This is a genomic window from Kribbella sandramycini (assembly GCF_013131805.1).
Classification (GTDB): Bacteria; Actinomycetota; Actinomycetes; order Propionibacteriales; family Kribbellaceae; genus Kribbella; species Kribbella sandramycini.
This window is the reverse complement of record NZ_JABJRC010000001.1, coordinates 1613404-1639880: the sequence shown is the minus strand read 5'-3', so window position 1 is coordinate 1639880 and position 26477 is coordinate 1613404. Positions and strand designations below refer to the sequence as shown.

Below are 26477 nucleotides of genomic sequence, written 5' to 3'. Positions count from 1 at the left end.
GGTCAGGGGTGCCAGGGGAAGGCGGCTGGGAGTAGGTCGGTGACGAGGGCCCAGCCGGGGCCGGGGAGGATGACTCGGATGGTGGGGTGGTAGTCGAGGAGGATTTGGCGGTCGCGGCCGCAGAGGGCCTGGACGCCGCGGTTTTCGTTGCCTACGGCGACGATGGTGGTGAGCTCGCGGGCGCCGGCGGCGCGGGCGTGGCCGAGGGCGACCAGCTCGGCGCAGGGGCCGCCGGTGAAGTGGTAGAGGTTGATACCGGCGTAGGTGCGGCCATCGGCGCCGCGGACCGCGGCGCCCATCGTGTAGATGCCGTCAGGGCCGTCGGTGTTGGCGTCGACCGTACGCCGGGCCAACTCGATCAGCTCGTGGTCGTCGGCGGTGAGCGGGTGCAGCTCCATCAGCCGGCGATCCGTTTCAGCTCGGCCTCGACGACGGACTTGACCGCCTTGATCTCGGTCGCCGGGTCGGAGCCGCTGCGGATGATCCGGTTCAGGGCGTCGGTGTACGCCGTCCCCGACTTGGGCGACCAGAGGACGGGCGACTGGGCGTGCCCGTTCTCGTTGACGAACTTCACCGCGTCGGCGCCGACACCAGATTTCAGCTTCTCGGCCTTCGCGGCCAGGCTCTTGCGGGCCGGGATGTGGAAGCCGTACGACTGGGCGAAGTCGAGCTGTTTGTCGGTCTGATCGACCCACAGCCATTTGACGAACTTCTTCGCGGCGTCCACGTTCTTCGACTTGGCGTTGACGCACGCGCCGTACGCGCCGACGGGGACGCTCGGGGCACCGGTCGTCGCGTTCAGCTTGGGCCAGGGGAGGACACCGAAATCGTCCTTGAGGGCCTTCTCGATGGCCGGCAGCGTCCACAGGCCGGTGAACTGCATCGCGGTCAGCCCCTGGGTGAACGCCGCCGGATCGGACCAGTCGGTCGGGGCGCCGAGCAGCAGTGTCTTCGACGTGAACAGCTCGCGCAGCTTCTTCAGCGCCTCCGCGGCCAGCGGGTCGTCGAAGCCGAACTTACCGTCCTCGGTCAGGTAGTCGAGCCCGGCCGACCACAGGGCCGGGCCGCCGAGGATGCCGACGCCGCCGTCGTTGCCGACGAAGAGACCCTTGACCTTGTCGGTGGTGAGCTTCTTCGCCGCGTCGAACAGCTCGTCGAACGTCTGCGGCGGCTGCAGACCGGCCGCGCTCAGCAGGCTCTTGCGATAGACGAGCAACTGCATGTCGGTGACCTGCGGAATCGCGTACAGCTTGCCCTGGTAGGACATCCGGGCGATCAGCGACGGCGTGAAGTCGGCCTTCGCGTCACCGGGCAGCTCGCTCAGATCGACCACCTGGCCACCCTTGATCATGTCGATCGTCGGGCCGTTGCCGTACTCGAACACATCCGGACCCTGGTCGGTCAGCAGCGTCGTCGAGACCTTCTTGTCGTAATCGCCCGGCGACCAGTCGATCGTGACGGTCGCGTCGGGGTACTCCTTGGCGTAGCGCTGGACGGCCTGCTGCGTGCCGGCTTCGCCGTACTGGTGGTACCACTGCGAGAGCGTTGCTTTACCGCCGCCGCTGTCGGCCGGACGCCCGGTGTTGGAGCCACACCCCGCCACGGCCAGCGCGGCCAGCCCGCCGCCCACCGTCAGAACCTGTCGCCGACTGAATCCCGTCATCTTGCGCCTCCGTCACACCCTGCGAACACCTGACCACCAAGAGACTATTGGTTTTCAGGGGCCCAGCGACGGGGTTTTCCACAGGTCAGGCAGGAGCGGGAGCGGGACCGTTGTCGGCGGCCGGGCGAGCGCCCGCGATCCGGGCCACGGCCGCGTCGGGTTTGCGGCCGGCGCGCCGGGCGGCCTCGACATGCAGGCGGGCCAGCTCCACGGCTTGGCGGGAGACCTTCACGGTCTTCTTCTCAGCCATGTTCACCGTCTCCTTCGACGACCTCGATCTCGGCGTCCGCAATCTCAGCGTACGCGGCCGCGCCGACCCGGTCGATCGCCACGGCCGCGGTCAGCGCGGCGACCAGGTCGTAGTCCTCCGGTTGTAACAGCTCCGACCGCATCAGTGAGCGGAGCGTGACGACACCGGCGTCCGTACCCGCTTCGTCGCCCTCGAGAATCTGCTCGACGGCCCAGCGGACCATCCGCATCGTCTCCTCGCGATGCCGCCAGGTGTCGAGCTCGCGATCGGACTTGCGGGTCAGATAGGCGCCCAGGATGACGCCGCCGAGCGCGAGCAGCGGGCTCAGCACGGTCATCACCACGCCGACCACCGAGATCCAGACGGGAATCACGCCGACACCTCACAAACCATCACGTTTCCTCACCGCTGCGTGCCGTTGACCGGTCGATGATGTTACGTAGGAGCATTCCATCCGGCACCGACAGGTTCGCGCGCCCCCGCGAGTCAGCATGACAAGGAGCGAGGTCACCGTGAACGACGAGACGTACGACGTATTCGTGCAGGGGACCGTGTTCCTCGACATCGTGCTCACCGGCCTCGAATCCGCGCCGACCACCGGCACCGAGATCTTCGCCGAGGGGATGGGCTCGTGCCCCGGCGGCGTCGCGAACTTCGCCATCGCCGCCAGCCGGCTCGGCCTGAAGAGCGGGCTCGCCGCGGTCTTCGGCGACGACGTGTACGCCGACTTCTGCTGGCGCACCCTGGCCGACCAGGAAGGCGTCGACCTCTCGCACTCGCGCCGGATCGGCCACTGGCACTCACCGGTCACCGTCTCGATGTCGATCGATCGGGACCGGGCGATGGTCACCCACGCCCACGAGGCCCCCGGCAACCCGAGCAAACTGGTCGGTCCCGGGCTGAACACCCGCTCCGCGATCGTGCCCGTCGCCGACGAGTTGCCCGACTGGACGCTGGAGGCCAAGCAGTCCGGCGCGCTGCTGTTCGGCGACGTCGGCTGGGACCCGACCGACGAGTGGTCGCCCGCCGTCCTCGACGTCCTGGACGGCTTCCACGCGTTCACGCCGAACGCCTCCGAGGCGATGGCCTACACCCGCACCGACACCCCGAAGGCCGCCCTCCACAAACTCGCCGACCGCGTCCCGCTGGCCGTCGTCACCAACGGCGCGGACGGCGTCCTGGCCATCGACTCGGCCACCGGCGAAGAGGAGCACATCCCGGCCCTCCCCGTCCGCTCCTACGACCCCACCGGCGCCGGCGACGTCTTCCTCGCCTCCCTCGTCCTCGGCACTCTCCGCGGCTGGCCCCTGGCCCACCGCCTCGCCTTCGGCAACCTCTGCGCCGGCCTCTCCGTCCAGCACTTCGGCGGCTCCCTCGCTGCCCCCGGCTGGGGCGACATCATCGACTGGGTCCGCGACCACAGCCGCCACCGCCCCGGCGACGTGGACCCCGCCATCCTCGAGCACTACACCTTCATCGGCGACGTCCTCCCCGCCGGCCCCGTCCCCATTGTCCGCCGAGCCTCCGCCACCATCGCCCGCCTCTCCGACGCCTGATCCCGGGCCGGTCAGTTCAAACTGCCCCGCGGCGCGATCCACAACTGCGGCTGCCCTGTCACGGCGGCGATGTGCTCGAAATCGGAGTCGTAGTGCAGCACTGTGGCGCCGTGCTGCTCGGCTACCGCGGCCGTCATGAGGTCGACGATGCCGGCGGCGCGGAGCTGACCGCGAGCGGACATCCGGGACTGCACTTCTCGCGCCCGCTCGGCGGCCGACTCCGTCATCGGCAGATTGACGTACAGCGCTCTTCGGCGCTCGGCGACCCGTTGGAACTCTTGGTGATTCCGCCCCGAATAGCCGACCTCCAGATCAACCGTTACGCAGGTGGCAGCGGCACGATCCACCACCAGCCCCGCAATCACCGCGCGAACCGCTGCGTGTTTGCTGCGCGCCAAGGCCGAGGTGTCGATCAGGTACAGCTTGCCGATGGTGGCGACTGCGCTCAACGACGCGCCCCGCGCATGATGTCGGGATCGTCGATATCGCCGCCGACACCGAGCCCGTAGGGATCGTCGAGCAGAGCTTCGATCCGCTCCCGGCGCCGGGCGACGAACTCCAGCGCGGCATTGACGGTGTCCTTCTTCGTCACGGTCCCCAACTCCTTCGCCGCGAGCTCCAGTGCATGGTCGTCCAGATCGATCACCGTCTTCATGAGACCGACGGTATGTCTCTGTATATATACGTGACCACTCCTGGATATACAAATTCACCCAATCGTTGCAGACCGCTCGAAGTGGTCGGCGGCGCGCCGTTGGCCCCCTAGACTTAGCGCGGCCGCTTCGGTGGCGTACGGTGCACCTCGTGGTTACCGCTGCGTCGCTCCCTGTTCCCGACCACGGCCGGATGAACCCGTGATCCGCTTCGAGAATGTTTCCAAGACGTACGAGGGCCAGTCCAAGGCCGCTCTGCTGAACGTCAACGTCGAGATCGAGAAAGGCGAGTTCGTCTTTCTGGTCGGTACCTCCGGGTCCGGCAAGTCGACGTTCCTGCGGCTGGTGCTGCGTGAGCACCGGACGTCCAAGGGTCACATCATGGTGGCCGGCAAGGATCTGAACCGGCTGGCCAGCTGGCGGATCCCGCAGATGCGCCGCCAGATCGGAACCGTGTTCCAGGACTTCCGGCTGCTGCCGAACAAGACGGTCGCGGAAAACGTGGCGTTCGCGCTGCAGGTGATCGGCAAGCCGCGGTCGCACATCCGCAAGACGGTGCCCGAGGTGCTGGAGCTGGTCGGCCTGGAGGGTAAGCAGGACCGGCTGCCCGACGAGCTGTCCGGCGGTGAGCAGCAGCGGGTCGCGATCGCGCGCGCGTTCGTGAACCGGCCGATGATCCTGATCGCCGACGAGCCGACCGGAAACCTGGACCCGGCGACGTCCGAGGGCATCATGAAACTGCTCGACCGGATCAACCGGACCGGGACGACCGTGGTGATGGCCACCCACGACGTCTCGATCGTGAACCAGATGCGCAAGCGCGTGATCGAGCTGGAGAACGGTCATGTCGTCCGCGACGAGTCGCGCGGCGTCTACGGCTACCAGCACTGACCGCCGCCGAGTACAGGCCAATCACAGGGACTGACTGAACAATGCGTTTGAACTACATCCTCTCCGACCTGGGCATCGGCCTGAAGCGGAACCTGTCGATGACGATCGCGGTCGTCGTCACGATCTGGGTGTCGCTGTCGCTGTTCGGCAGCGCGCTGCTGGCTCGCGAGCAGGTCGAGCTGATGAAGGGCAACTGGTACGACAAGATCCAGATCTCGGTCTTCATGTGCACCAAGGACTCCGGCGGCCGCGGCTGCTCGGGCGCCGAGGTGACGGCTGAGCAGAAGAACCGGATCCGCCAGGTGATCGAGTCGAACCCGGACACCGCGCCGGACGGCGTCTTCGGCGAGTCGAAGAAGGAAGCGTTCACCCAGTTCAAGAAGCTGTACAAGGACTCGCCGATCGTCTCGACGGTCACCGAGGACCAGATGCAGGAGTCGTTCCGGGTCAAACTCCGAGATCCGCAGCGCTACCAGAACCTGGTCAGCGCGGTCGCCGGCTTACCCGGGGTCGATACGGTCCAAGACCTCCGGCAGTACCTCGATCCGTTGTTCAAAGCCCTCGAAGGTCTTCAATTCGGCGCCTACATAGCCGCGGCGCTGTTGCTGATCGCGGCGCTGATGCAGATCTCCAACACGATCCGATTGGCGGCGTACGCCCGGAGACGAGAGATAGGCATCATGCGCCTGGTGGGCGCCTCGAACTTCTACATCCAGCTACCGTTCCTGCTCGAAGCGGTGCTGGCGGCCCTGATCGGCGCGGCGTTTGCCTGCGGCACCCTTTGGCTCGGGGTGTACTTCGTGGTGATGCGGCGCGCCCAGGAGACGTTCCGGGTCTGGGAGTGGGTCGGCGCGACCGAAACCTTCCGCGCCACGCTCATCATGGTGGTCGTCGGCCTGGTGCTGGCCGTGGTCCCGACATTCCTGACAACCCGGAAATACCTCAAAGTCTGAGCCGGGTGACTTATCGTGCAGTAGAAGTCTCACTGCACGAACCCAACTCAAGACGCAAGGGGTCGACCTGTGGTCCCGCACTTCCCCGGTGCGAACCCGCCTGAGCGGGGGAGCATCAAGCGAGACGACAGCACCGGCACACCGACCACGCCGCACCCGCGTTCCCGCACGAGACCGCAGGGGCGGCAGACGGTCGTTGCCGCATGCTGCCTTGTCCTGTCCCTGTCCGCCGGAGTGCTGGCGGCGGTACCCGCTGCCCAGGCGGACCCGCCGGACCCAGCCGCCAAGAAGAAGCAGCTGGACGCCGAGCTCGGCAAGTCCAAGACCGAGCTCGCGGAGGCGTCCGACCAGCTCGGCAAGTCCGTTGCCTCCTACAACCAGGCGCAGGTCCGGTTCGAGGCCGTCCAGGTCCGGTACGCCGCCGCCCAGGGGCGACTCGCCGCCGCGAAGGCCGCGGACGTGGTTGCCGCGAGCAAGCTCGCCGCCGCGGAGCGGGCCCTTCGGGGCGCTGTCGCGGATGTCGAGGAGGGTGAGCGGCAGATCGCGGAGAAGCGCGCGCTCGCGGGCCGGGCGGTGCGCTCGGCGTACCAGCAGCAGAACAGCCTGGTCGGGTTGAGTATCGCGCTCCGCGGGGCCTCGCCGGCGGATGTTGCCACCGGCATCCAGGTGCAACGGAACGTGTTCGGCATCCAGAGCAACGCGCTGGCCAACCTGAACAACGCCCAGGCGCAGCTGGCCAGCAAGCGGGTCAAGGTCGCCGCCGCCGAGAAAGCGGCCGCCGCCGCGCGCGCGGAGTCCGCCAAGACGGTCAAGCAGGTCACCGAGCTGACCAAGCAGGTCGCGGCGGACAAGGCCGAGGCCGACGCGATCCGGATCGAGAAGCTGACGCTGTACAAGCGCGCCGAGCGGGAGAAGAACTCCGAGCAGGCGCAGTACAACGCGTTGCTTGCCGAGCGCAACCGCGTCGAGCAGCTGCTGATCGCGCGGGCCCGAGCCGAGAAGGCCGCCGCCGAGCGCCGCAAGGCCGCCCGGGAGAAGGCGGAGCGGGAGAAGGCCCGGCGCGAGGGCCGGCCGCCGCGCCAGATTCCGGACGACCCGGACGACGGCGGCGGGCGGCTGAGCCGGCCGGTCGACACCTACATCACCTCACCGTTCGGGATGCGGTTCCACCCGATCCTGCACTACTGGAAACTGCACGACGGCACCGACTTCGGCGCCGGCTGCGGTACGCCGATCCGCGCCGCGGCCAGCGGACGGGTCACCGACCGTTACTACAACGGCGGCTACGGCAACCGGATCTTCATCTCGCACGGCGTGATCGGCGGGCACTCCGTCACCAGCGTCTACAACCACCTGTCCCGCTACAAGGCGCGCGTCGGCGAACGTGTCACCCGCGGCGAGATCATCGGGTACGTCGGCACCACCGGCTACTCGACGGGCTGTCACCTGCACTTCATGGTGTACCAGGACGGTCGCGTGGTTAATCCGATGAAGTGGCTGTAGGCGGTCTGAGATACTGGTCGGATGGTGAAACAGACCGGCCAGAGCAAGCCGATCGCGCAGAATCGCAAGGCGCGACACGACTACCACATCGATGATGTCGTGGAGGCCGGGCTGGTGCTGACCGGGACGGAGGTCAAGTCCCTGCGGCAGGGCCGGGCCTCCCTCGTCGACGCCTTCGCGGCCGTCCGCGGCAGCGAGCTGTGGCTGCAGGGTATGCACATCCCCGAGTACAAACACGGCACCTGGACCAACCACGAGCCCCGCCGGACCCGCAAACTGCTGCTCCACAAAGAAGAAGTCCAGAAACTCATCAAAGCCGTGGAGCAACAGGGCGTCTCCCTCATCCCGCTCTCCCTGTACTTCAAGGACGGCTACGCAAAAGTCGAGCTCGCCACCGGCCGCGGCAAGAAGGACTACGACAAACGCCACGCCCTCGCCGAACGCCAAGCCTCCCGCGAAGCCCAGCGAGCCCTCTCCGACCGAACCCGCCGCAACTAGCCGGACGCCCCGCACTTAGCGGGTTTTGAATAGGGCGAGGGTTCGGAGGCTGTCGGCTGTTTCGAGGATGGTTTGGGGGGCGGGGCGTGGGGTCCAGCTGAGGTCGGTGCGGGCTCGGGTGTTGTGGATGACTGGGCGGGGGAGGTCTGGGCCGGGGGCTTCGGTGGTGGGGGCTTGGGTGGCGCCGCGGTGGGTGCGGAGGAGGGTGGCCAGCTCGAGGAAGCTGGTGGCTGGGTCGTCGGAGACGGCCAGGTAGCGGTTGCCGGCGGCTTGGGGTGCGGCCATGGCCAGGAGATGCAGGTCGGCGACGTCGCGGACGTCGACGACGCCGAAGCGGGCGCGTGGGGCGACGGGCATGCCGCCGTCGAGCATGAGTTTGATGAGCTGGGCGGAGGAGCCGAGCTTGGTGGTGAGAGTCGGGCCGAAGATGCCGGTGGGGTTGACGGTGACGAGTTCGGTGTCGGCGTCCCGCATGAAGTCCCAGGCGGCGCGCTCGGCGATGGTTTTGGAGCGGGGGTAGGCGGCGAGGCCGGGGGTGTCCGGGTCGGTCCAGTCGTCCTCGGTGAACTCGGCGCCGGGTTTCGGGGTGTAGCCGACCGCGGCGAACGACGAGGTGAGGACGACGCGCCGGACGCCGGCGTCGCGAGCGGCTCGCAGGACGCGGAGGGCCCCGTCGCGGGCCGGGCGGATCAGCTCCTCGGGGTCGTCCGGAGCGACGATCGGGATCGGGGAGGCGACGTGATGGACCTCTTCGACGCCTTTGACCGCGAGCTCCCAGCCGTCGTCCGCGGAGAGGTCGGCGACGACGAGTTCGAGACCCGAGTCGTCGGCGTCGCCTCGGCGTACGGCGGCGCGCAGCTCGGCCTCGCGGTCGAGGGAACGGACGGTTGTGCGGACGTCGCGCCCCGCGCGCAGCAGGGCCGCGATGACGTGGGTGCTCAGGTAACCGGATCCGCCGGTGACCAGGGTGGGACTCATTTGACTGGCTCCAATCGGGTGATGACCGCCAGGACGCGTTCGGTGGCGGTTGCCTCCGCGGCGGCGTCGCCGCGCTCGCGTGCGTCCCAGAGCGCCGCCTTCTGGCGGAGGTACTCCAGGCGTACGTGCTGGGCCGCGATCTCGGCCTCGATCCGCTCGGCGTGCCGCAGCAGCAGCTCACGCTGTTCCGCCGCGGCTGCGCGGCCCCGGGCGCGGTTCGCCTGGTAGGTCCGCATGTCCTCGATGCCGACCCCGGTCGCCCGCAGGCAAGCCAGCGACTCCAGGGTGTGCAGGTCCGCGTCGTCGTACCGGCGGTGGCCGCTGCTCTCGTCACGCTGGATCGGGCCGATCAGCCCGACCTGTTCGTAGTACCGCACGGTCGGCTCGCTCAGCCCGGATCGGCGGGACACGTCCTGAATGGTGAACATGCACCCAGGGTGACAAACTTCAAGCGCTTGAAGTCAAGGACGCGCTTCCGGGTCGGCTCAGGGGCACTTCCGGGGCGCACCCGATGGGGTGGACGGCGTTCGGCGGCGACAGTGGATACATGTCCACTTCAGAGCTGCTGGTGACGCCGGAACAACGGGATCGCGCCGTCGAGATCCTGAAAGAGATGTACGCCGACGGCCGCATCGACCACATGGAGTTCGACACCCGCGTCGACCTCGCGCTCAAGGCGCGCACCCGGGCCGAGCTGAACGGCTCGTTCGACGGCGTCGTCGCCCGCCCGGTCCCGACGTACGTCCCGGCGGCCTTCACCCGCCCGGCGCCCGTCCAGCGCTACACCGGCGACGGCCGCGGCATGGGCACTGTCGCGCACTGGCTCGGCTACCCGACCTTCTTCGTCGGCCCGGCGATCGTCGTCGCCAGCGCCGGCAAGCAGAATCCCGCCGTCCGCCGGCACGCCGTCGAGGCCCTGAACTTCCAGCTCACGGCCTTCCTCGCCTTCGCCGCCGCCGGGATCGCCACCGGGATCGTCGGCTCCTGGCTCGGCTTCGTCTTCCCGATCCTCGGCATCATGTGGTTCATCCTCACCGGCGTCGGCGGGATCGCCACCGCGGCCGGCTCGAACTTCCGCTACCCGTTCACCCTGCGCCTGATCAAGTAGGGAATCCCAGGTGCGCCCAGCTTGTTGGACTTGATAGTGTGGATCTTCCACCCGAGGTCTGGGTGGGAGTTTGACAACTCAACAGGGGGTGAACGGTTTCGACTTTGGACGTTAGTTCCAAGAGAAGCGGGCCGAGGATCCAGGGTTATCTCGTAAACGATCTCTGGAAACCAATAACTGCCAACGCTAAGTCGCGCAGTAGCTTCGCTCTCGCCGCCTGACGGCCTGAGCACTTAAAGAAGCGGTCAGCCCGGGGATGCTTCCGACCCGGTTCCTGGCCTCAGCTAGGGAGCTCGCTGCATTAGCCCGGTCACGGGGTTGATGTGGGACATTCACAGTGACTGAGTCTGTCAGCGACATGTCTGTATGAGCGCTGGGACTGAGAAAACGACTTAACAGACTGCGCCCGGAGAAGTCTTGGAGCGACGCTGAAGGACGCGGGTTCGATTCCCGCCACCTCCACCCCTTGGAGTTAGGCCGGCCCCTGTGGGGGCCGGCCTTTTGTCGTCTTCAGGCGACCTGCCAGCTGAAGGGGTGGTTCTTCCAGAGTTCGGCGGTGAGTTTGGTGCCGGCGGGGAGGGTCGGGGGGATCTGGAAGAGGAGGATGCCGCTGCCGGGCGGCATCGGGTTCTTGGTGTTGGTCAGGGGTTTGGAGTCGCTGACGGGGTTGTAGTCGTTGGGGAGGTAGGCGGCGTTGGCGTCCTGGTCGTACTCGGTGCCGTCGGGGGCGACGAGTTTGAAGTGGTCCTGCCAGAGGGTGAAGGGGTCCGCGGTGATCAGAGTGCGGATGTCGGCGCTGGCGTAGACCTTGCCGGGGTCGGGTTTGATGTGGGCGGGGATGCCGGGGACGGTCTTGGTGATCCGGAAGGATCGCAGGGTGATGGTCGCGGCGGACCACTTCGGTGTCTCGTCGTTGAAGGGCTTGAAGGTGCCAAGCTCGTAGACCTTGATCGAGCCGCCGACCTTGGCGACCGCGGGCTCCGGCGTCGGGGGTGCGTGCGGGGTCAGGGTGGGCTTGGTCGGGCCGGCCGCGGGGGTGTGCGGTGTCACCGGTGCGTTCGGGTCGAACTGCGGGACCTTGGAGCAGGCCGAGAGAACGGTGACCGACGCAACGATCAGCGAAATGGCTGTGCTGGCAACGACTCTGCGCGACATGACGGGAACCTACCGTGCACGGGGGTTACGGGAGCTGCCAGGTGAAGGGCTGTCCGCTGACAACCTCACCGGTGATGACGGAGCCCTTGGGGAGGCCCGATGCGGGGATGGAGTACAGCAGGACGCCGGAGCCGCCGGTCAGGCTGGTTGCCTCGTCGAGTACGACGAAGGCATCCTTACGGGCGCGGAAGTTCTTGTTGACGTCGTACTCCGTACCGGAAGGTGACTTGAGCTTGAGGGTGTCGACACTGAGCCCGAACGGCGCCCGGTGGAGCGTCGTGTCGACGGTGACGACGGCGAACATCGTGCCTGGGTTGGGCAGGACCTTCGGGTACGCCGGGTCGACGCGCAGCGTTCTCACCGAGGTGATCGTGATGGTCGCGTTCGGCCAGAGCGGGTTGGGATCGTCCCACTTCACCTTGCCCAGCTGGTGGATCTTGATCGGCTGCCCGACCTTTGCCACCGCGGGCTGCGGGGCCGGCGGCTTCGGCGGTTGCCAGGGAGTCGCGGTGGACGGCGTACTCGGGCGCGGCGTCGTCGGCTGCGTGCTCGGCGCGTTCGGGTCGTACCCTTCGGCCTTCGCGCAGGCAGACAGCGGCAGGGCGAGAACGATGATCGAGGCAACGAACTTCCGGGGCATGGGCCGGAATCTATCGGTGCCGAGGGTTACCGGCGGATCAGTTGCTGAGGGCGATACCACCGAGGGTGATCGGGGCCTCGCCGGGGCGGAGGGTGAGGGTGGCGGTCTTCAGGCCCTTGGGGAGGTGGCCCTTGAAGACGATCGTGGTCTCCTGGGTGCTGCCGGGCGGGAAATCGCCGGGCCAGTTGCTGCGGCCGGGGTCGGCGCGGACGGTGTTGCCGTCGGCGCTGGTGAAGGTCGCGTCGGCGTCCAGGGGGAGTTGGGCGGTGTCGTTGCCCTTGTTGACGATGACGAGCTCGACGCGGGTGAAGTGGCTGGTGTAGGTCACGTTGCTGACCGTGAAGGTGAAGCCGGCGGCGGTCTTGCCGACGGGTTTCACGAGGCGGTCCTCGCCGGACTCGTTGCCGCTCAGGTAGCCGGCCGTGTACTCCGCTCCGGCGGTGAGCGCGAAGCCGCCGACGCCGACGCCGAGCAGGACGACGGCGATCGCGACCACGACCGAGACGTCGAGGCGGCCGGGCTCGCGGTCGGCGGGGTTGAGCGCGTCGAGGAGTGCGACGACCATCGCGGTGATCAGCGCGATGGTCGGCGCGACGAGCCAGCGGAGCAGGCTGTTCGGGCCGTCGGTGGCGAACGTGACGATCAGGTTGACGACCAGGCCGAGCAGGAGCAGTGCGCCGGCGACCGCAAGCACCCGGGGGAGGCGGACGAGGCCGACCTCGGTGTCGTCGGGTGTGTCGGTACGTCGTACTGGGGTTTCGCGCTCTTTGCGGTCTTTGGTGGGGCGGTCCGGCGTACGGGGCTCGTCGTCGTCGGGGATGTTCCAGTCGGCGACCTGAGGCTCGGGCTGGGTGATCTGGGGGCGCTCGGCCGACCACGGGGATCTGGCTGACTCCAGGTAGTCCGCCGAGGGGTAGCCGGGCCAGGCCGCGCCTGGGCCGTCGGGTTGGCGGGCGTCTGCTGGTGCGAAGGGGGAGTCGGCCGGTACGTCGTCCGCCCGGTTGGCCGGTGTCGTGCTGCCCTGGGGCGGGTTTGCCGGGCCGGCCGGGGACTTCGCCTGGGCCGGGTAGTCAGCGGCCGGATAAGGGCGGGGGGTGTAGCGGTCTGCCGATCCCTGGCTGGGGGTGCGGGTGCCTGGGGGTGGGGCCTGGGTGGCTGGGGGTTGGGCTTGGGTATCCAGCGAGCCTGTCGTTGGATTGATACGACCTGAGTTCGCGTCGGTGCTCGGGCCTGCTGTTTCCGTGCCCGCACCCGCGGTACCTCTCCCCGGGGAACCCGCGCCTCTCGGCGTTTCCGCGTCTGGAGGGCTTGCTGCGGCGGCCGGAGACTCTGTCTGGGCTGGGTGGTCAGCGGCCGGAGAAGTGCGAGGGGCGGACGGGGCGGACGGGTCTGGGGCGGGGGTTGGGTTGGCCGGGGTGTGTGGGGTGTCTGGGGCGAGCGGTGTGGTCGGGGTTGGCCTGGGAGTAGTCGGACCGGAGCCGGCGGGTGGGGGCGGGCTTGGAGTAGCTGCTGGGCCTGGGGTGGCGAGTGCTGCAGCTGCAGTGCCTGCGGCCGCCGTGCTTGCACCTGCGCCCGACGAACCCACGCCTGATGTACCCGCGTTCGGTGTACCCGCGTTCGGCGTACCCGCGTTCGGCGTACCCGCGTCTGCCGTGCCCGCGCCCGGTGTGCCTGCACCTGGCGTGCCCGCACCCGCGCTCGAAGTGCCCACGCCTGGGGTGCCTGCGCTCGGCGTACCCGCGCCTGCCGTCCCCGCGTTCGGCGTACCGGCGCCCGACGTACTCGCGCCTGGTGTGGCCGCGTTCGGCTGGGTGGGGGTGAAGGTTAGGACTGAGCGGCCGATGTGGATTTGGTCGTGGGGGTTGAGGGGGGTGGGGGCGGTCAGGCGGCGGCCGTTGAGGCCGGTGCCGTTGCGGGAGGCGTCGTGGAGGGTCCAGGTCGCGCCGTCGCGGGTCAGGCGGGCGTGGATGCGGGAGATCTGGTCGTCGGCGGGGAGGCGGACGTCGGCGTTGGAGGCGCGGCCGATGGTGATCTCGTCGGCGGTCGAGGGCAGGGGCCAGTGCTGCGTGCCGAGAGACAGCGCGAATTCCGTTTCCACCAACACCCCACCCGGCAGCCAACTCCGTTGGCGCGATTCTGCCTGCCTTACCCGCGCCCGGTCCAGGGGCCTTGCCCTGATGAGATTCCCAACACTAACGGAGGACGGCGGCCACGCGCAGGTGGCCGCCGTACCGAGACCCTTGAGTTCAGTAATTAACCAAGTGTCATACGGGGTTCGCCGTTGCTCAGGCCGGTGCCGGCGATACCGCAGGTGCCGCCGCGGTTCTGGAGGTAGGTCTGGCGGACGCAGGAGCGCAGCGCCAGTTGCGCCCAGTAGTTGGGGTGCAACGATTCCTGGATGTAGTAGTTCGAGCCGATCGTGGTGACGGTGCGGATCTGGTTGATCCATTCGGTCTTGTCGACGGCGGTGGGCTGGGTCCAGGAGTTCAGGCCGACTTCTTCGTACAGGCCGACGGTCTTCTCACACAGGCGGCGGCCGTTGAAGGCGGACTGGAGTTCGAGCAGACGCGCGTTCGTGAGGCCGGACTGGGTGATCGCGGCCCGGACGGTGTTGTTGATCGTGAGGAGCGCCGAGCTGTTGGCCCAGTCGGCGTCCGCGTTCCAGAAGCCGCAGCCGCCAACACTCTGCCGGGTGTAGCCGGTCTGGACGTAGCGGAAGCCGCTCGCGGCCGGGATCGGCGAGGGGTAGGTCTGGACGACGAGCGTCCAGGCGTTGTCGGCGTACCCGGCGTTCCGCATCGCGGTGCGGACGTTCTGGTACGCCGTGGCGATCTTGGCCCGGACCGTCGTCACATTGGCCGTGGTGAAGTTGTTGACGACCGACGAGTCGTCCTTGCAGTAGTCGGGCGCCCAGGACGGCGACAGCAGGAAGTTCTGCACGCACTGCGTGACGATGGCGGCGAAGTTGAAGTCGTTACCGCCGATCGAGACGACGACCTGGCGCACGTTGTGCGTGGTCGCGAACTGCTGCAGGGCTTTCGCCTGCCCGACGCGACCCGCGCCGTTGTCGTAGAAGTCGATCCCGGGTTTGAAGTCGTCGCCGGCGCTGGTGGTCGCGCGGGCGCCGGAGCAGGCCAGGTTCAGGCCGCCGACGCCGCCGCCGATGAAGGCCTCGGCCGACCGGCTGCGGTGGCATTTCGGGATCGCCTCGGCGGTCCCGCTCGCGTTGTCGTGGTAGGCGTGCGCGCCGAGCGCGTCGGCGGGCGCCTCGGAGTTGTTCGAGCTGCCGGCCCAGCGGCCGGCCTCGCCCGAGATGTAGGAGTCGCCGACGGTGACGACGTACGGCGTCCCGGTGCCGGGACCGTCGGCCCGGGCGGGAGTCGCGACCAGGCAGAGCCCGATCAGAGTGAGACTGAGGACGGCGGGGAGCCGGAGGGGCGGAGTTTTCACCGGTTACCTCTCTTGCCGGAGGTCGGCGACCGTCAGGCCGCCGCCCCCATGTACTCACAGGTAACCGGCAAGGTACAGACCGAGAGTGGTGGCACGTTTGCGTACCGTCACCGCTGTGTCACGTCCCGGGAAGGTCCAGCGGCTTGGGGTAGCGCTCGTCCCACCAAGACTGCCAGGCCGCGTCGAGCTGGTCGCGGTCGACGTCGCCGTACAGGGTCAGGACCGCCATCGTCGCGCCGTCCGGTTTGGCGTCGCCTGGCGGGATGTGGCTGAGTACGAGCAGACCGTTGCCCCAGGCATCTACTGTGACGCCGACCTGGTGTTCGGAGGTGTAGAACACCTCGCTGTGCACCCGCCCGCCCGGCAGCTCCAGCTCGGACGCCGGGATGCCCAGCTCGGCGATCGGATCGACGTCGCCGGTGCCGGAGTAGAACAGCGTCCGCCGCGGCTCGCCGGGGTGGCGCTCGACGGCGAACCGCAGCTGGTGCATGAAGGTGATCCAGCCCTCGGTGATGTCGTCGTAGTAGGCGTCCCACTCGGGGTTGCCGGCCAGCGGACCGCGGGTCAGCGTGACCCGGCTGCCGCCCTCGACCGGCTCGACGACGATCTCGTCACCGCTGCCCATGGTCAGCGTGGTGCCTTCTTCGGCGGTCTGGGTGAAGTAGATCAGGTCGATCTCTTCCTCCAGGCCGCCTTGTGGACCTTCGAACTCCCAACCGTGCCAGTGCCGGATCTTGTCGCGGTCGCGCAAGGCGTCCCAGACGGCGTCCACCGGAGCGGCCACGGTCACCACGATCTTCGGTCGGTCTGTGCTCATGATTCTCCTTCGGTACGCCGGGGCGCCGGGTGACCGCCGGCGATCACCCGATAGGGCCGACCCTCGGCGGTGTCGAACTGCTCGACCGTCTGCCGGACGGCTTCGGTCAGCGCATCGGTGAACCGATGGACGTCGCCCGGTTCGGCGAAGCGGACCTCGGCCTCGAGCGTGAACGTCAGCAGCCGCTTCCCCTCCGCGCCTGCCGCGCTCTGCATCCGCGCGACCTCGCGGACCGTCCCGGCGGCGACGTCGATGAGGTGCTCGGCGGCGTACTGGTCCTGGATGCCGGTGAAGGCGTGGCCGACGACCGCCGGGTCGACCACGAGTGTGGCGGCCCGCAGGATGCGCTCGGTGAAACCGCGGCGTTGCCGTTCTTCGACCAGCTCGAGCAGGCCTGCCTTCTCCAGCTCGCGGAGGTGGTAGTTGATCCGCTGCCGCGGCAGCTCCAGCGTGGCCGCCAGTTGCGTCGCCGACGCCGGCTCCCGCAACAGCTCCAGCAACCGCCGCCGGATCGGCGACAGTGCCACCCGAACCTGGTCCGGTTCCTCCACATACCCGAGCATGAGCACAATCTGCCACTGGACAAGAAAAATTGTCAATACGGTCGATGGCGCGAACGACAGGAGGTGAGGCTGATTTCGGCGCGATCGGCGAGCGGTCTGAGCGTGGCGGGTGGATGTAGTAGGCGTCTACGTCCTGTTCTTCGTGCGTGGTCCGGCGGCGGGGGAGGATGGCGGCATGGTTGAGGGTCCGCGGTTGCCGGAGGGGACGCAGGTGGTGCTGCGGGGTGTGCTGGCAGACGATCGGGGTGGTGTGGCGCAGCGCGGGGCGACCGGTCGAGTGGTGGCGATCACGGCTGACGGGCGGTACGGCGTCCGGCTCGCGGACGGGCGGGAGACGATCGCTCGTCGCGACGAGTTGAGCCTGCGGACGGCGTACCAGCGCGAAGCGCTCGAGCTCGAACAACCCGACGGCGATCGGCTCGTCCGGGAGCACACGATCTACGCCGCGGTCGTCGGCTCCCGCGCGTTCGGGCTCGACACCGACACCTCGGACACCGACACCCGCGGCGTGTACGTCGCGCCGACGGCCGACTTCTGGGGCCTGGTGAAGCCGCCCACCCACGTGGACGGCCCGGATGAGGAGTGGTTCTCCTGGGAGGTCGAGCGCTTCTGCGAGCTCGCCCTCAAATCGAACCCCAACCTGCTCGAAGTCCTGCGCTCACCGCTCGTCGTCCAGCAGACCCCGCTCGGTCAAGAGTTGGTCGACCTCAGCGACGCCTTCCTCTCCCAACTCGCCTACCAGACCTACTCCGGCTACGTCCTCAGCCAGTTCAAGAAGCTCGAGGCCGACTTCCGCCGCGACGGCGCACCCAAGTGGAAGCACGTCATGCACCTCCTCCGCCTCCTCCTCTCCGCCCGCACCCTCCTCCTGGAAGCCAAACTCACCGTCGACGTAGGCCCCCACCGCGACCGCCTACTCGCCGTCAAACGCGGCGAACTCCCCTGGCCAGAAGTCGAGCGCTGGCGCCTGGACCTCCACACCCAACTCGACGAAGCCCTCCGCCACACCCCCTTGCCGGCCACCCCCGACGTCACCCGAGTCAACAACTGGCTCCACTCGGTCCGAAGAAGAGGTCTCGATGACGCGTGACATGCGAACCCTCGACTTCGCCGAGCTGCGCGCCATCGTCGGCGAGCAGCCGTTTCCGTTGCTGTTCGCGACCGTGTCGGGGGCCCATCTCTACGGCTTCCCGTCCCGCGACTCCGACGTCGACCTGCGCGGCGTACACGTACTGCCCCCGGCCGAGGTTGTCGGCCTGCGGATCGGTCCGCAGACTCTCGATCGGACCTGGTTCGAGAACGAGGCCGAGGTCGACCTGGTCACTCACGACCTGGGGAAGTTCGCCCGGCTGATGCTGCGGCGCAATGGATACGTGCTCGAGCAGGTGCTTTCGCCGCTCGTGGTCGTGACCACGCCGGAGCACGAGGAGCTCAAGGCGCTGGCGGCCGGGTGCATCACCCGGTGGCATGCGCATCACTACCGCGGTTTCGCGAAGACCCAGTGGGCGTTCTTCGAGAAGTCGGGTGAGTTGAAGCCGCTGCTCTACACCTTCCGGGTGCTGCTGACCGGCATCCATCTGATGCGGTCCGGGGAGGTCCAGGCGGATCTCCGGCAGTTGCTCGACGAGGCGCCGGAGTACCTGCCGGAGCTGATGGCGGCGAAGGCTGAGGCTGAGCACAGTGCGCTGGACGGGCCGTCGGTCGAGGTGCTGACGGCCGACATCGAGCGGCTGCGGCAGGAGTTGGACGAGGCTGAAGCGGGCAGCCGGCTGCCCGAGAGCTCGGTTGCCGACGCCGGGTTGCACGACCTGCTCGTCCGCGCCCGGCTCGGACGCTGATTCCGTCGTTGTAGACGGGGTGGGCGGAGCTCTATGGTACTTACTTAACTTCGTGAAGCATTGACATCCGGGCTGGTGGGGTAAATAGTTCCGTCACGGAATCAATCAGAAAGCAGAGTGAATCAACAGTGTCGAACATCGAGGTGCTGCAGCTGCGTGCTGCTGGGGTCAGCTTGGTGCTGGACTGCTCGGGGCCGGCGCTGCCGTCGGTGCTGCACTGGGGTGCGGATCTGGGGGAGCTCGGCGGGGAGGCTCTGCTGGAGCTGCGCCGGGGGGCCGGGGCGGTGCAGGACGGGAACGGGCTGGACGAGAACCGGCCGATCGCGATCGTGCCGGAGTACTCGTCGGGGTGGTTCGGTCTGCCGGGTCTCAACGGGCACCGGGACGGGCAGAACTTCTCGCCGAGTTTCGCGCTGACCAGCGTTGCGCAGACCGGTAACACGGTCGTCGCGGACGCGGCGGACGCCGAGGCCGGGCTGAGTATCCGCCTGACCGTCGAGCTGACCGCCTCGGGGCTCGTGCGCGCGAAGGCGGAGCTGACGAACACCGGCGGTACGGCGTACAACGTCGACGGTCTCGTGCTCGCGCTGCCCGTGCCCACCGAGGCGACCGAGCTGCTCGACCTGACCGGCCGCCACATCGGTGAGCGGCACCCCCAGCGGCACGCGTTCACCCAGGGTGCCCACGTCCGCGACAACCGGCGCGGCCGCACCGGCGCCGACGCGACACTGCTGCTGATCGCCGGCGCCCAGGGCTTCGGCTTCACCGAAGGCGAGGTCTGGGCTGTCCACACCGCGTGGAGCGGCAACCACCGCTCGTACGCCGAACGCGGCATGAGTGGGTACGCCGTCATCGGCGGCGGTGAGCTCCTCCTCCCGGGCGAGGGTCGCGTCGAGCCGCAGGGCACCTACAGCAGCCCCTGGATCTACGGTTCGTACGGCGTCGGCCTGGACCGGATCTCGACCCGCTTCCACGAGTACCTGCGCGGTCGCGCGAGCCACCCGAAGACCGACCGTCCGGTCGTCCTGAACACCTGGGAAGCGGTCTACTTCGACCTCGACCTGGAGAAGCTGAAGGGCCTGGCGAACGCCGCCGCCGAGGTCGGCGCCGAGCGGTTCGTGCTGGACGACGGCTGGTTCCGCGGCCGCCGCGACGACCACGCCGGCCTCGGCGACTGGTACGTCGACGAGGGCATCTGGCCCAAGGGCCTGCACCCGCTCGTCGACCACGTCCGCGGCCTCGGCCTGCAGTTCGGGCTGTGGGTCGAGCCCGAGATGGTCAACCCGGACTCCGATCTGGCCCGCGAGCACCCGGACTGGATTCTTGCCACCGGCAACCGCCTGCCCCCGACCGCGCGCCACCAGCAGGGCCTGAACCTCGGCGTCCCGGCAGCGTACGAGTACATCCTCGAGCGGCTCGACAGCCTGCTTACCGAGTACGACATCGCGTACCTGAAGTGGGACCACAACCGCGACTTCATCGACGGCGGCAACCAGCAGACCGGTACGGCGGGCATCCACGCGCAGACCCTGGCTGTCTACCGGCTGATCGACGAGCTCAAGCGCCGGCACCCGGGCCTGGAGATCGAGTCCTGCTCGTCCGGCGGCGCCCGCGTCGACCTCGCCATCCTGGAGCGCACCGACCGGGTTTGGGGCAGCGACAGCAACGACGCGCTCGAGCGCCAGACGATCCAGCGCTACACGCAGCTGCTGCTGCCGCCGGAGCTGATCGGCTGCCACGTCGGCCCGCCGAAGGCGCACACCACCGGCCGCACGCAGGCGCTCTCGTTCCGCGCGATCACCGCGCTGTTCGGCCACTTCGGCATCGAGTGGGACATCTCCCTCGCATCGGACGAGGAGCGCGCCGAACTCGCCGGGTGGGTTGCCCTGCACAAGGAACTGCGGCCGCTGCTGCACACTGGCAGGGTGGTTCGCGCCGACCGTGGTCCGAGCGACTTCCTGCTGCACGGAGTGGTTGCCCAGGACAACAGTCGAGCGGTGTACGCCGCCGTTCAGCTGACCCAGTCCGTCACCTCTGCGGTCGGCCGGGTCCGGTTGCCGGGCCTCGACCCGCAGCGCACCTACCGGGTCAGCCGCATCGCCACCCCGGGCCCCGAGCCCCGTTCGCTGCCGTCCTGGACCGAGCCCGTCGAGCTGAACGGCGCCGCGCTGGCCGCGGTCGGGGTGCAGATCCCGGCGCAGTGGCCCGAGCACGCGCTCTTGCTGGATGTGACGGCGATCGGCTGACCCCCCAGCCGATCGCAGACCGACAAAGGAGATCCCCGTGACTGCCGCAACCAACGCACCACCCGATACCGCACGAAGTCACGGGGAGCAGGCGCCGAAGCCGGCCAAGCGACGGCGCCTGGGAGACCTCAAGGTCGCGATGATCTTCCTGGCCCCGGCAACCCTCGGGTTCGTCGTCTTCTACATCTGGCCGACGCTGCGCGGCGCCTACCTGAGCTTCACCGAGTACAGCTTGCTCGAGGCCCCCAAGTTCAACGGGCTCGACAACTACGAGCGGATGATCCACGACAGCTTCTTCTGGAACGCGCTCGGCGTCACCGTCGAGTACGTCGTGATCAACATCGGACTGCAGACCGTGCTCGCGGTCGCGATCGCGATGCTGATGTACCGGCTGACCAAGTCGATCACCGTCCGGGCCGCGATCCTGTTGCCCTACCTGGTCGCGAACGTCGTCGTCGCGCTGGTCTGGTACTGGATGCTCGACTTCCAGGTCGGCATCGTGAATCAGGGCCTGACCTGGCTCGGCATCGACCCGATCGCGTTCTTCGGCGACTCCAACTGGGCGATCCCGACCGTGGCCGGGATCAACGTCTGGCGGCACATGGGCTACACCGCGCTCCTGGTGTTCGCGGGCCTGCAGACGATCCCGTCGTACGTTTACGAGGCCGCCGAGGTGGACGGCGCGGGGGAGATGAAGACCTTCTGGCGGATCACGCTGCCGCTGCTGCGCCCTGTTCTGGTGATGGTCCTGGTGGTCACCATGATCGGGTCGTTCCAGGTCTTCGACACCATCGCCGTCACGACCCAAGGCGGGCCGATCAACTCGACCCGGGTCATCTACTACTACATCTTCGAGCGGGCGTTCACCCGCTTCGACTTCGGCTACGCCTCGGCGATGGCGATGGTGCTGTTCGCGATCCTGGCGATCGTCTCGCTGCTGCAGCTGCGGCTGCTGCGCGCCAAGGAGAGTGATCTGGCATGAAACGCCCACTGAACCCGGGCCGGATCGTCGCCTGGGCCGTGCTGATCATCCTGCTGATCGTCACGCTGTTCCCCTTCTACTGGATGCTCCGGACTGCGCTGTCGAACAACACCCAGCTCGCCGGCCACCCCAGCTCGCTGCTCCCGGTCGAGACGACCCTGGGCGCGTTCAAACGCGTGCTCGGGTTGTCCACGATCGAGGAGGCGCAGGCCCAGGGCGGCTCCGGCGCGTCGGTGAACTTCTGGCTGTACCTGCGCAACTCGTTGATCGTGGCAACGATCACCACCGTCTGCCAGGTGTTCTTCAGCGCGATGGCGGCGTACGCGTTCGCCCGGCTCCGCTGGCCCGGGCGGGACAAGGTGTTCGCGCTGTTCCTGGCTGCGCTGATGGTGCCGCCGATCTTCACCACGCTGCCGAACTTCGTGCTGATCAAGAACCTCGGCCTGCTGAACAGTTTCGCCGGCATCATCCTGCCGGGCGCGTTCATGACGCCGTTCGCGATCTTCTTCCTCCGGCAGTTCTTCCTCGGGATCAGCCGGGAGCTGGAGGAGGCCGCGATGATCGACGGCGCCGGGCACGCGCGGCTGTTCTTCGGGATGATCATCCCGATGAGCGCGGCCCCGATCGCGACGCTGGCGATCCTGACCTACATCAACTCCTGGAACGACTACTTCTGGCCGTTGCTGGTCGGGCAGCAGGAGAACGTCCGCGTGCTCACGGTCGCCCTCGGCGTCTTCCGCTCGCAGACCCCGCAAGGCGGACCCGACTGGGCCGGTCTGATGGCCGCGACACTGATCGCGGCGCTGCCGATGATCATCTTGTTCCTGGCCTTCGCCAAGCGCATCACCAACTCCATCGGCTTCTCGGGGATCAAATGACGAACCTCTCCCGCAGGACCTTGCTGAAAGCCGGCCTCGCCGCCCTCGCCGTCCCGTCCCTGGCCGCCTGTAACAACGGCGCCGCGGCGCGCGGCGAGGGTGAGGTCATCTACTGGCTCTGGGACTCCGCGCAGCTGCCGATGTACACCGAGTGCGCGAAGGTCTTCCAGCAGCAGAACCCGCAGTACAGCGTCCGGATCGAGCAGTACGGCTGGGGCGACTACTGGTCGAAACTCGTCACCGGGTTCATTTCCGACACCGCGCCGGACGTGTTCACCTCGCACTCGGCGAAGTACCCCTTGTTCGCGGACAAGGGCCAAGTGCTGGCGATCGACGACTTCGTCGCCCAGGACAACGTTGATCTCGGCATCTACCAGAAGGGGCTGGCCGAGCGCTGGATCGGCGCCGACGGCAAGCGGTACGGCCTGCCGAAGGACTTCGACTCCGAGGTGTACTTCTACAACAGCGCGTTCACCGAGGCGGCCGGGATCAGCGTCGAGCAGCTGAACTCGATGACCTGGAACCCGCAGGACGGCGGCACCTTCGAGCAGATCGTGCGCCGGCTGACGGTCGACGCCAAGGGCCGCCGCGGCGACCAGCCCGGGTTCGACAAGACCAAGATCAAGGTCTACGGGCTCGGGTACGGCGATGCCGGTGGCTCCGATGGCCAGACCAGTTGGAGCTGGTACGCCGCGTCGAACGGGTGGAAGTACTCCGAGGGCGAGCCGTGGGGGACGAAGTTCTTCTACGGCGATCCGAAGTTCACCGACACCATCGGGTGGTGGCGCGGGCTGATCACCAAGGGGTACATGCCGACGTACGCGCAGGCCAAGTCCGGGGTCGACGTGACGACGTCGTTCGGCGCGGGCAAGTACGCGATCACGCCGAACGGGTCGTGGATGCTCGGGACCTACAAGACGCTGAAGCAGGTGCCGACGAAGCTGGCCCGGTTGCCGGTCGGTCCGATCGGCAAGCGGGTGTCGATGATGAACGGGCTCGCCGACACCATCTGGGCCGGCACCACGCGGCGCGAGGCGTCGTGGGCGTGGGTGAAGTTCCTCGGGTCGCAGGCGGCGCAGGACATCGTCGCGAAGGCCGGCGTCGTGTTCCCGGCGGTGTCGGCGAGTCTGCCGGCGGCGAAGGCGAAGTTCGCGGCCGACGGCTGGGACGTGACGCCGTTCCTGGAGACGGTCGAGGCGGGTGACGTGTTCGCCTACCCGGCCAACCCGAACGCCGCGGACGTCACCGCGGTGATGACGCCGGCGATGGACGCGGTGATGTCGTTCGAGGCCGAGCCGTCGTCGTTGGCGGATGCGAACGACGACGTCAACCAGATCCTCGCGGCCAGCGCTTGATGAGCTGCCGGGGCCCCGTCGTACCCGGGGCCCCGGCGATCCGCTCGGGGTTTGCCCGGGGGTGAGGTACTCCGGTGGGAGTACGGCGCGCTACGTCGTGCGGGCTGTGGTGCGCCGGACGGGGTAGGTGCGGTGCCGCCGCCTGGGCGACGCGATGGAAGGTGCTTCCGGGACACGATCGGTGCAGTTGAAGAACTGCGAACCGAGGAGTGTCATGAACGATCCGATCCGTATCGGAGACAGTGAACGTGAAGAGGCCGTTCGCCGATTGGGTGAGCACTACGAAGCGGGCCGCCTGACTGCCGAGGAACACGCCGAGCGCGTCGAGACCGCGCTTCAGGCGAAGACCGCGCCCGAGCTGACCGCGCTGTTCGGCGACCTGCCGGGGGCTGACGGTTGGGTGGGCACGGGACGAGCGAGTGGACAGGGTGCTGGTGAGGCGCCCTGGGTAGGTGGAGCCGGCGCGGGTGGGCCGGACGGGCAGCCGCCGTGGGGTCGTGGTCCTGGGAGATGGTCTGCGGCGCCGTTCGCCAAGCGCGGGCCGCTCGGCTGGATTCCGCTTCCGCTGCTGATTCTCCTTGGGGTTCTGGGGGTCGTTTGCGCGGTGGTCGGTGGGCATCCGCCGGTCCTGCTGGGGGTGGCGCTGGTGGTTGGGTTGGTGCTGTTCGTGCGGAAGCGGCGAGTGGTGTGAGGACGGCGTACCGGGTTGTGGCGCTGGTGATCTCGGTGGCGGTGGGGCTGCAGGTGGCCTCGATCGCGCTGGCGGGGTTCACGGTGGCGAAGGACGCGGGCGACGGGGTTGCGATCGGGGCTGACTACACGAACCTCGGGCAGAGCTACCACAGCATCGCGGGGACGGCGATCGGCGTGCTGGCGTTGGGGTTGCTGGTGGTGTCGTTTCTGACCGAGGTGCCGCGGGGGCGGGTGCTGGCGGGGGTTGTGGTCGGGCTGGTGGCGGTGCAGTTCGCGCTGGCGGTGGTGTCGTTCGGGCTGCCGGCGTTGGGCGTGCTGCACGGGCTGAACGGGTTGGCGATCGCGGCGGTAGCCGGGGCCGCCGCTGGGCGGGCCGCCCGGCAGGCCGGTGCGTAAGGGGAGGCTGGTCGCTCTGGGGATCGTCCTCGCGGTGCTCGCGCCGCTGGGCTACCTCTGGGCGACCAGCCTCGTCCCGTCGACGTACAACGCCGCCGAAATGGGGCACGCCGATTACGGCGGCGGCCCGTCGGGTGGGCACGAGCACCACCACCGGAGCATCGCCGACCTGACCGGCCCCAGGACCGGTACGCCGGACGTCGCGGTGACGCTGACCGCCCGTCAGGAACGCAAAGACTTCGCGACCTACACGCTCAACGGCAGCTCACCCGGACCACTGATCCGAGCCGAGAGCGGTGATCTCGTCGAGGTCACGCTGGTCAACGAGTCGGTCCAGGACGGCGCCACCCTGCACTGGCACGGGATCGACGTCCCGAACGGCGAGGACGGCGTCGCCGGGGTGACCCAGGAGGCCGTACCGATCGGGGGCAGGCACGTCTACCGCTTCCGCGCGGAGGAGGGCGGCACGTACTGGTACCACTCCCATCAGGTGTCGAGCGAGGTGGTCAAAGGCGGCCTGTTCGGCCCGATCGTGATCGCGCCCAAGACGCCGGGTGAGGTGATCGCGACCATCCACACCTACGACGGCAAACGCACGATCAACGGTCGTGCCGGTGTTCAGCGCGTCGATCTGCCCACGGGGACGACGGCGCGCGTCCGGGTGATCAACACCGACAACGCGATCCTCCGGGTCGGGCTGAGTACGCCGTACCGGGTGGTCGCGGTGGACGGGCGCGAGGTGGACGGGCCGACGACGGTCACGAGGGCGTACGCGCTGGCTGCGGGGGGACGGGTGGATCTCGAAGCCGTGGTGCCGGCGGGTGGGATGCGGTTCGTCGCGGGGACGAGCGCCCTGTCGGTCGGGATCGGCCCGGTGGACGCGCAGCCCGCCGAACTGCCTGCCGAGACAGTTGATTTGTTGTCCTACGGGACGCCGAAGCCGATCGGGTTCGATCCGGCGAAGGCGGATCGGCGGTTCGAGTACCGGATCGGCCGGCGGCCCGGCTTCCTCGACGGCATGCCGGGGTTGTGGTGGACGATCAACGGCCACAAGTTCCCCGACGTCCCGATGTTCATGGTCGCGGAAGGCGACGTCGTCCGGATGACGATCGCGAACACCAGCGGTCAGGCGCATCCGATGCACCTGCATGGCCACCACGCCGTCGTACTGAGCCGCAACGGCCACCCGTCGACCGGCGCGCCCTGGTGGACCGACACCCTCGAGGTCGGCAACGACGAAACCTACGAGATCGCCTTCGTCGCCGACAACCCCGGCATCTGGATGGACCACTGCCACAACCTCCCGCACGCCTCCGAAGGCCTGATGACCCACCTCATGTACGCCGGCTACACCACCCCCTACCAAGTCGGCGGCCACGCCCACAACGAGCCGGAATGACGGAACCTCCGC

Annotated in this window: 29 protein-coding genes and 1 other RNA gene; 16 read left to right on the top strand and 14 right to left on the bottom strand. The window is 68.4% G+C overall.

The annotated features are described in order from the left end of the window. Positions 1 to 2: 2 nt before the first annotated feature. From HPO96_RS07355 to HPO96_RS07340, 4 genes are all read right to left on the bottom strand, one after another. Positions 3 to 398 carry a cytidine deaminase family protein gene (locus tag HPO96_RS07355; RefSeq protein WP_171672092.1) on the bottom strand — a complete coding sequence of 132 codons (396 nt, stop codon included), beginning with the start codon at positions 396 to 398 and terminating at the stop codon, positions 3 to 5. Then, positions 398 to 1663, bottom strand: coding sequence for an ABC transporter substrate-binding protein (locus HPO96_RS07350; protein WP_171672090.1), 1266 nt, complete (start codon positions 1661 to 1663; stop codon positions 398 to 400). Before HPO96_RS07350 ends, HPO96_RS07355 begins: the two co-directional genes overlap by 1 nt. A gap of 85 nt (positions 1664 to 1748) precedes the next feature. Further along, positions 1749 to 1913 carry a hypothetical protein gene (locus tag HPO96_RS07345; RefSeq protein WP_171672088.1) on the bottom strand — a complete coding sequence of 55 codons (165 nt, stop codon included), beginning with the start codon at positions 1911 to 1913 and terminating at the stop codon, positions 1749 to 1751. Continuing rightward, on the bottom strand, positions 1906 to 2286 hold the full coding sequence (locus HPO96_RS07340; RefSeq protein ID WP_337796538.1) for a hypothetical protein: 381 nt from the start codon (positions 2284 to 2286) through the stop codon (positions 1906 to 1908). The genes HPO96_RS07345 and HPO96_RS07340 overlap by 8 nt, the downstream gene beginning before the upstream one ends. 118 nt (positions 2287 to 2404) lie before the next feature. On the opposite strand from HPO96_RS07340, the gene HPO96_RS07335 reads away from it, so the two are divergent. After that, a complete protein-coding gene (locus HPO96_RS07335; RefSeq protein ID WP_171672086.1) occupies positions 2405 to 3469 on the top strand; it encodes a carbohydrate kinase family protein in 1065 nt (354 codons plus the stop codon). 11 nt (positions 3470 to 3480) lie between these two features. Here HPO96_RS07335 and HPO96_RS07330 read toward each other — a convergent pair whose 3' ends face one another. Together HPO96_RS07330 and HPO96_RS07325 are read right to left on the bottom strand one after the other, a co-directional pair. Beyond that, positions 3481 to 3918, bottom strand: a complete 438-nt coding sequence (locus tag HPO96_RS07330; RefSeq protein WP_202885524.1) for a PIN domain nuclease — start codon at positions 3916 to 3918, stop codon at positions 3481 to 3483. Next, positions 3915 to 4124 (bottom strand): type II toxin-antitoxin system VapB family antitoxin, encoded by a 210-nt coding sequence (locus tag HPO96_RS07325; protein WP_171672084.1) that lies wholly within the window; start codon positions 4122 to 4124, stop codon positions 3915 to 3917. The genes HPO96_RS07330 and HPO96_RS07325 overlap by 4 nt, the downstream gene beginning before the upstream one ends. Before the next feature lie 199 nt (positions 4125 to 4323). Here HPO96_RS07325 and ftsE point away from each other — a divergent pair, with 199 nt between their 5' ends. The 4 genes from ftsE to smpB all read left to right on the top strand — a co-directional run bounded on the left by ftsE (position 4324) and on the right by smpB (position 7967). Next, positions 4324 to 5013, top strand: coding sequence for a cell division ATP-binding protein FtsE (gene ftsE, locus HPO96_RS07320; RefSeq protein ID WP_171672083.1), 690 nt, complete (start codon positions 4324 to 4326; stop codon positions 5011 to 5013). A 41-nt stretch (positions 5014 to 5054) separates the two neighbouring features. Continuing rightward, positions 5055 to 5966, top strand: coding sequence for a permease-like cell division protein FtsX (gene ftsX, locus HPO96_RS07315; RefSeq protein WP_238354711.1), 912 nt, complete (start codon positions 5055 to 5057; stop codon positions 5964 to 5966). 234 nt (positions 5967 to 6200) lie between these two features. Beyond that, entirely contained in the window at positions 6201 to 7469 is a 1269-nt protein-coding gene (locus HPO96_RS07310) for a M23 family metallopeptidase (RefSeq protein WP_337796537.1), read from the top strand. A 21-nt stretch (positions 7470 to 7490) separates the two neighbouring features. After that, entirely contained in the window at positions 7491 to 7967 is a 477-nt protein-coding gene (gene smpB / locus HPO96_RS07305) for an SsrA-binding protein SmpB (protein WP_171672079.1), read from the top strand. Between the two features lie 15 nt (positions 7968 to 7982). On the opposite strand, the gene HPO96_RS07300 is transcribed toward smpB, so the two are convergent. Together HPO96_RS07300 and HPO96_RS07295 are read right to left on the bottom strand one after the other, a co-directional pair. Further along, on the bottom strand, positions 7983 to 8945 hold the full coding sequence (locus tag HPO96_RS07300) for an SDR family oxidoreductase (RefSeq protein WP_171672077.1): 963 nt from the start codon (positions 8943 to 8945) through the stop codon (positions 7983 to 7985). Beyond that, the gene (locus tag HPO96_RS07295) at positions 8942 to 9373 is read right to left on the bottom strand and encodes a MerR family transcriptional regulator (protein ID WP_171672075.1); all 432 of its coding nucleotides are present in this window, start codon (positions 9371 to 9373) and stop codon (positions 8942 to 8944) included. The genes HPO96_RS07300 and HPO96_RS07295 overlap by 4 nt, the downstream gene beginning before the upstream one ends. A 119-nt stretch (positions 9374 to 9492) precedes the next feature. Between HPO96_RS07295 and HPO96_RS07290 the strand changes: the two genes are divergently transcribed. Both HPO96_RS07290 and ssrA read left to right on the top strand, forming a co-directional pair. Then, positions 9493 to 10053 carry a DUF1707 and DUF4870 domain-containing protein gene (locus HPO96_RS07290; protein ID WP_171672074.1) on the top strand — a complete coding sequence of 187 codons (561 nt, stop codon included), beginning with the start codon at positions 9493 to 9495 and terminating at the stop codon, positions 10051 to 10053. An 84-nt stretch (positions 10054 to 10137) separates the two neighbouring features. Beyond that, positions 10138 to 10518: a transfer-messenger RNA gene (gene ssrA, locus HPO96_RS07285) on the top strand. Positions 10519 to 10563: 45 nt separating this feature from the next. On the opposite strand, the gene HPO96_RS07280 is transcribed toward ssrA, so the two are convergent. The 6 genes from HPO96_RS07280 to HPO96_RS07255 all read right to left on the bottom strand — a co-directional run bounded on the left by HPO96_RS07280 (position 10564) and on the right by HPO96_RS07255 (position 16678). Next, the gene (locus tag HPO96_RS07280; protein ID WP_171672072.1) at positions 10564 to 11208 is read right to left on the bottom strand and encodes a hypothetical protein; all 645 of its coding nucleotides are present in this window, start codon (positions 11206 to 11208) and stop codon (positions 10564 to 10566) included. Between the two features lie 25 nt (positions 11209 to 11233). Beyond that, the gene (locus tag HPO96_RS07275) at positions 11234 to 11848 is read right to left on the bottom strand and encodes a hypothetical protein (RefSeq protein WP_171672070.1); all 615 of its coding nucleotides are present in this window, start codon (positions 11846 to 11848) and stop codon (positions 11234 to 11236) included. A 37-nt stretch (positions 11849 to 11885) separates the two neighbouring features. Continuing rightward, positions 11886 to 13946 (bottom strand): FHA domain-containing protein, encoded by a 2061-nt coding sequence (locus HPO96_RS38975; protein WP_171672069.1) that lies wholly within the window; start codon positions 13944 to 13946, stop codon positions 11886 to 11888. Positions 13947 to 14101: 155 nt separating this feature from the next. Continuing rightward, complete coding sequence (locus HPO96_RS07265) at positions 14102 to 15298, bottom strand: SGNH/GDSL hydrolase family protein (protein WP_171672067.1); 1197 nt, start codon at positions 15296 to 15298, stop codon at positions 14102 to 14104. A gap of 118 nt (positions 15299 to 15416) precedes the next feature. After that, positions 15417 to 16115, bottom strand: a complete 699-nt coding sequence (locus tag HPO96_RS07260) for an SRPBCC family protein (protein WP_171672066.1) — start codon at positions 16113 to 16115, stop codon at positions 15417 to 15419. Further along, entirely contained in the window at positions 16112 to 16678 is a 567-nt protein-coding gene (locus HPO96_RS07255) for a winged helix-turn-helix domain-containing protein (RefSeq protein ID WP_202885523.1), read from the bottom strand. The genes HPO96_RS07260 and HPO96_RS07255 overlap by 4 nt, the downstream gene beginning before the upstream one ends. A 175-nt stretch (positions 16679 to 16853) precedes the next feature. Here HPO96_RS07255 and HPO96_RS07250 point away from each other — a divergent pair, with 175 nt between their 5' ends. The 9 genes from HPO96_RS07250 to HPO96_RS07210 all read left to right on the top strand — a co-directional run bounded on the left by HPO96_RS07250 (position 16854) and on the right by HPO96_RS07210 (position 26465). Then, positions 16854 to 17768 (top strand): nucleotidyltransferase domain-containing protein, encoded by a 915-nt coding sequence (locus tag HPO96_RS07250; RefSeq protein ID WP_171672064.1) that lies wholly within the window; start codon positions 16854 to 16856, stop codon positions 17766 to 17768. Further along, positions 17758 to 18516, top strand: a complete 759-nt coding sequence (locus HPO96_RS07245; RefSeq protein WP_238354710.1) for a nucleotidyltransferase domain-containing protein — start codon at positions 17758 to 17760, stop codon at positions 18514 to 18516. The genes HPO96_RS07250 and HPO96_RS07245 overlap by 11 nt, the downstream gene beginning before the upstream one ends. 128 nt (positions 18517 to 18644) lie before the next feature. Then, positions 18645 to 20762: an alpha-galactosidase gene (locus tag HPO96_RS07240; RefSeq protein ID WP_171672062.1), complete on the top strand. Its 2118-nt coding sequence runs from the start codon at positions 18645 to 18647 to the stop codon at positions 20760 to 20762. A gap of 37 nt (positions 20763 to 20799) precedes the next feature. Continuing rightward, positions 20800 to 21744 carry a carbohydrate ABC transporter permease gene (locus HPO96_RS07235; protein ID WP_337796536.1) on the top strand — a complete coding sequence of 315 codons (945 nt, stop codon included), beginning with the start codon at positions 20800 to 20802 and terminating at the stop codon, positions 21742 to 21744. After that, positions 21741 to 22622, top strand: coding sequence for a carbohydrate ABC transporter permease (locus tag HPO96_RS07230; RefSeq protein WP_171672060.1), 882 nt, complete (start codon positions 21741 to 21743; stop codon positions 22620 to 22622). The genes HPO96_RS07235 and HPO96_RS07230 overlap by 4 nt, the downstream gene beginning before the upstream one ends. Beyond that, complete coding sequence (locus HPO96_RS07225) at positions 22619 to 23977, top strand: ABC transporter substrate-binding protein (RefSeq protein ID WP_171672058.1); 1359 nt, start codon at positions 22619 to 22621, stop codon at positions 23975 to 23977. Before HPO96_RS07230 ends, HPO96_RS07225 begins: the two co-directional genes overlap by 4 nt. Positions 23978 to 24191: 214 nt before the next feature. After that, a complete protein-coding gene (locus tag HPO96_RS07220) occupies positions 24192 to 24668 on the top strand; it encodes a DUF1707 SHOCT-like domain-containing protein (protein ID WP_171672056.1) in 477 nt (158 codons plus the stop codon). Next, positions 24665 to 25066: a hypothetical protein gene (locus HPO96_RS07215; RefSeq protein WP_171672055.1), complete on the top strand. Its 402-nt coding sequence runs from the start codon at positions 24665 to 24667 to the stop codon at positions 25064 to 25066. The genes HPO96_RS07220 and HPO96_RS07215 overlap by 4 nt, the downstream gene beginning before the upstream one ends. Beyond that, entirely contained in the window at positions 25059 to 26465 is a 1407-nt protein-coding gene (locus HPO96_RS07210; protein ID WP_337796535.1) for a multicopper oxidase family protein, read from the top strand. Before HPO96_RS07215 ends, HPO96_RS07210 begins: the two co-directional genes overlap by 8 nt. Positions 26466 to 26477 lie beyond the last annotated feature (12 nt).

Coding starts and splice junctions, on each gene's coding strand:
- HPO96_RS07355 (WP_171672092.1), bottom strand. CDS start 398: ATGGAGCTGCACCCGCTCACCGCCGACGACCACGAGCTGATCGAGTTG.
- HPO96_RS07350 (WP_171672090.1), bottom strand. CDS start 1,663: ATGACGGGATTCAGTCGGCGACAGGTTCTGACGGTGGGCGGCGGGCTG.
- HPO96_RS07345 (WP_171672088.1), bottom strand. CDS start 1,913: ATGGCTGAGAAGAAGACCGTGAAGGTCTCCCGCCAAGCCGTGGAGCTG.
- HPO96_RS07335 (WP_171672086.1), top strand. CDS start 2,405: ATGACAAGGAGCGAGGTCACCGTGAACGACGAGACGTACGACGTATTC.
- HPO96_RS07325 (WP_171672084.1), bottom strand. CDS start 4,124: ATGAAGACGGTGATCGATCTGGACGACCATGCACTGGAGCTCGCGGCG.
- ftsX (WP_238354711.1), top strand. CDS start 5,055: ATGCGTTTGAACTACATCCTCTCCGACCTGGGCATCGGCCTGAAGCGG.
- smpB (WP_171672079.1), top strand. CDS start 7,491: ATGGTGAAACAGACCGGCCAGAGCAAGCCGATCGCGCAGAATCGCAAG.
- HPO96_RS07300 (WP_171672077.1), bottom strand. CDS start 8,945: ATGAGTCCCACCCTGGTCACCGGCGGATCCGGTTACCTGAGCACCCAC.
- HPO96_RS07295 (WP_171672075.1), bottom strand. CDS start 9,373: ATGTTCACCATTCAGGACGTGTCCCGCCGATCCGGGCTGAGCGAGCCG.
- HPO96_RS07290 (WP_171672074.1), top strand. CDS start 9,493: ATGTCCACTTCAGAGCTGCTGGTGACGCCGGAACAACGGGATCGCGCC.
- HPO96_RS07280 (WP_171672072.1), bottom strand. CDS start 11,208: ATGTCGCGCAGAGTCGTTGCCAGCACAGCCATTTCGCTGATCGTTGCG.
- HPO96_RS07275 (WP_171672070.1), bottom strand. CDS start 11,848: ATGCCCCGGAAGTTCGTTGCCTCGATCATCGTTCTCGCCCTGCCGCTG.
- HPO96_RS07260 (WP_171672066.1), bottom strand. CDS start 16,115: ATGAGCACAGACCGACCGAAGATCGTGGTGACCGTGGCCGCTCCGGTG.
- HPO96_RS07255 (WP_202885523.1), bottom strand. CDS start 16,678: ATGCTCGGGTATGTGGAGGAACCGGACCAGGTTCGGGTGGCACTGTCG.
- HPO96_RS07250 (WP_171672064.1), top strand. CDS start 16,854: ATGGTTGAGGGTCCGCGGTTGCCGGAGGGGACGCAGGTGGTGCTGCGG.
- HPO96_RS07245 (WP_238354710.1), top strand. CDS start 17,758: ATGACGCGTGACATGCGAACCCTCGACTTCGCCGAGCTGCGCGCCATC.
- HPO96_RS07230 (WP_171672060.1), top strand. CDS start 21,741: ATGAAACGCCCACTGAACCCGGGCCGGATCGTCGCCTGGGCCGTGCTG.
- HPO96_RS07225 (WP_171672058.1), top strand. CDS start 22,619: ATGACGAACCTCTCCCGCAGGACCTTGCTGAAAGCCGGCCTCGCCGCC.
- HPO96_RS07220 (WP_171672056.1), top strand. CDS start 24,192: ATGAACGATCCGATCCGTATCGGAGACAGTGAACGTGAAGAGGCCGTT.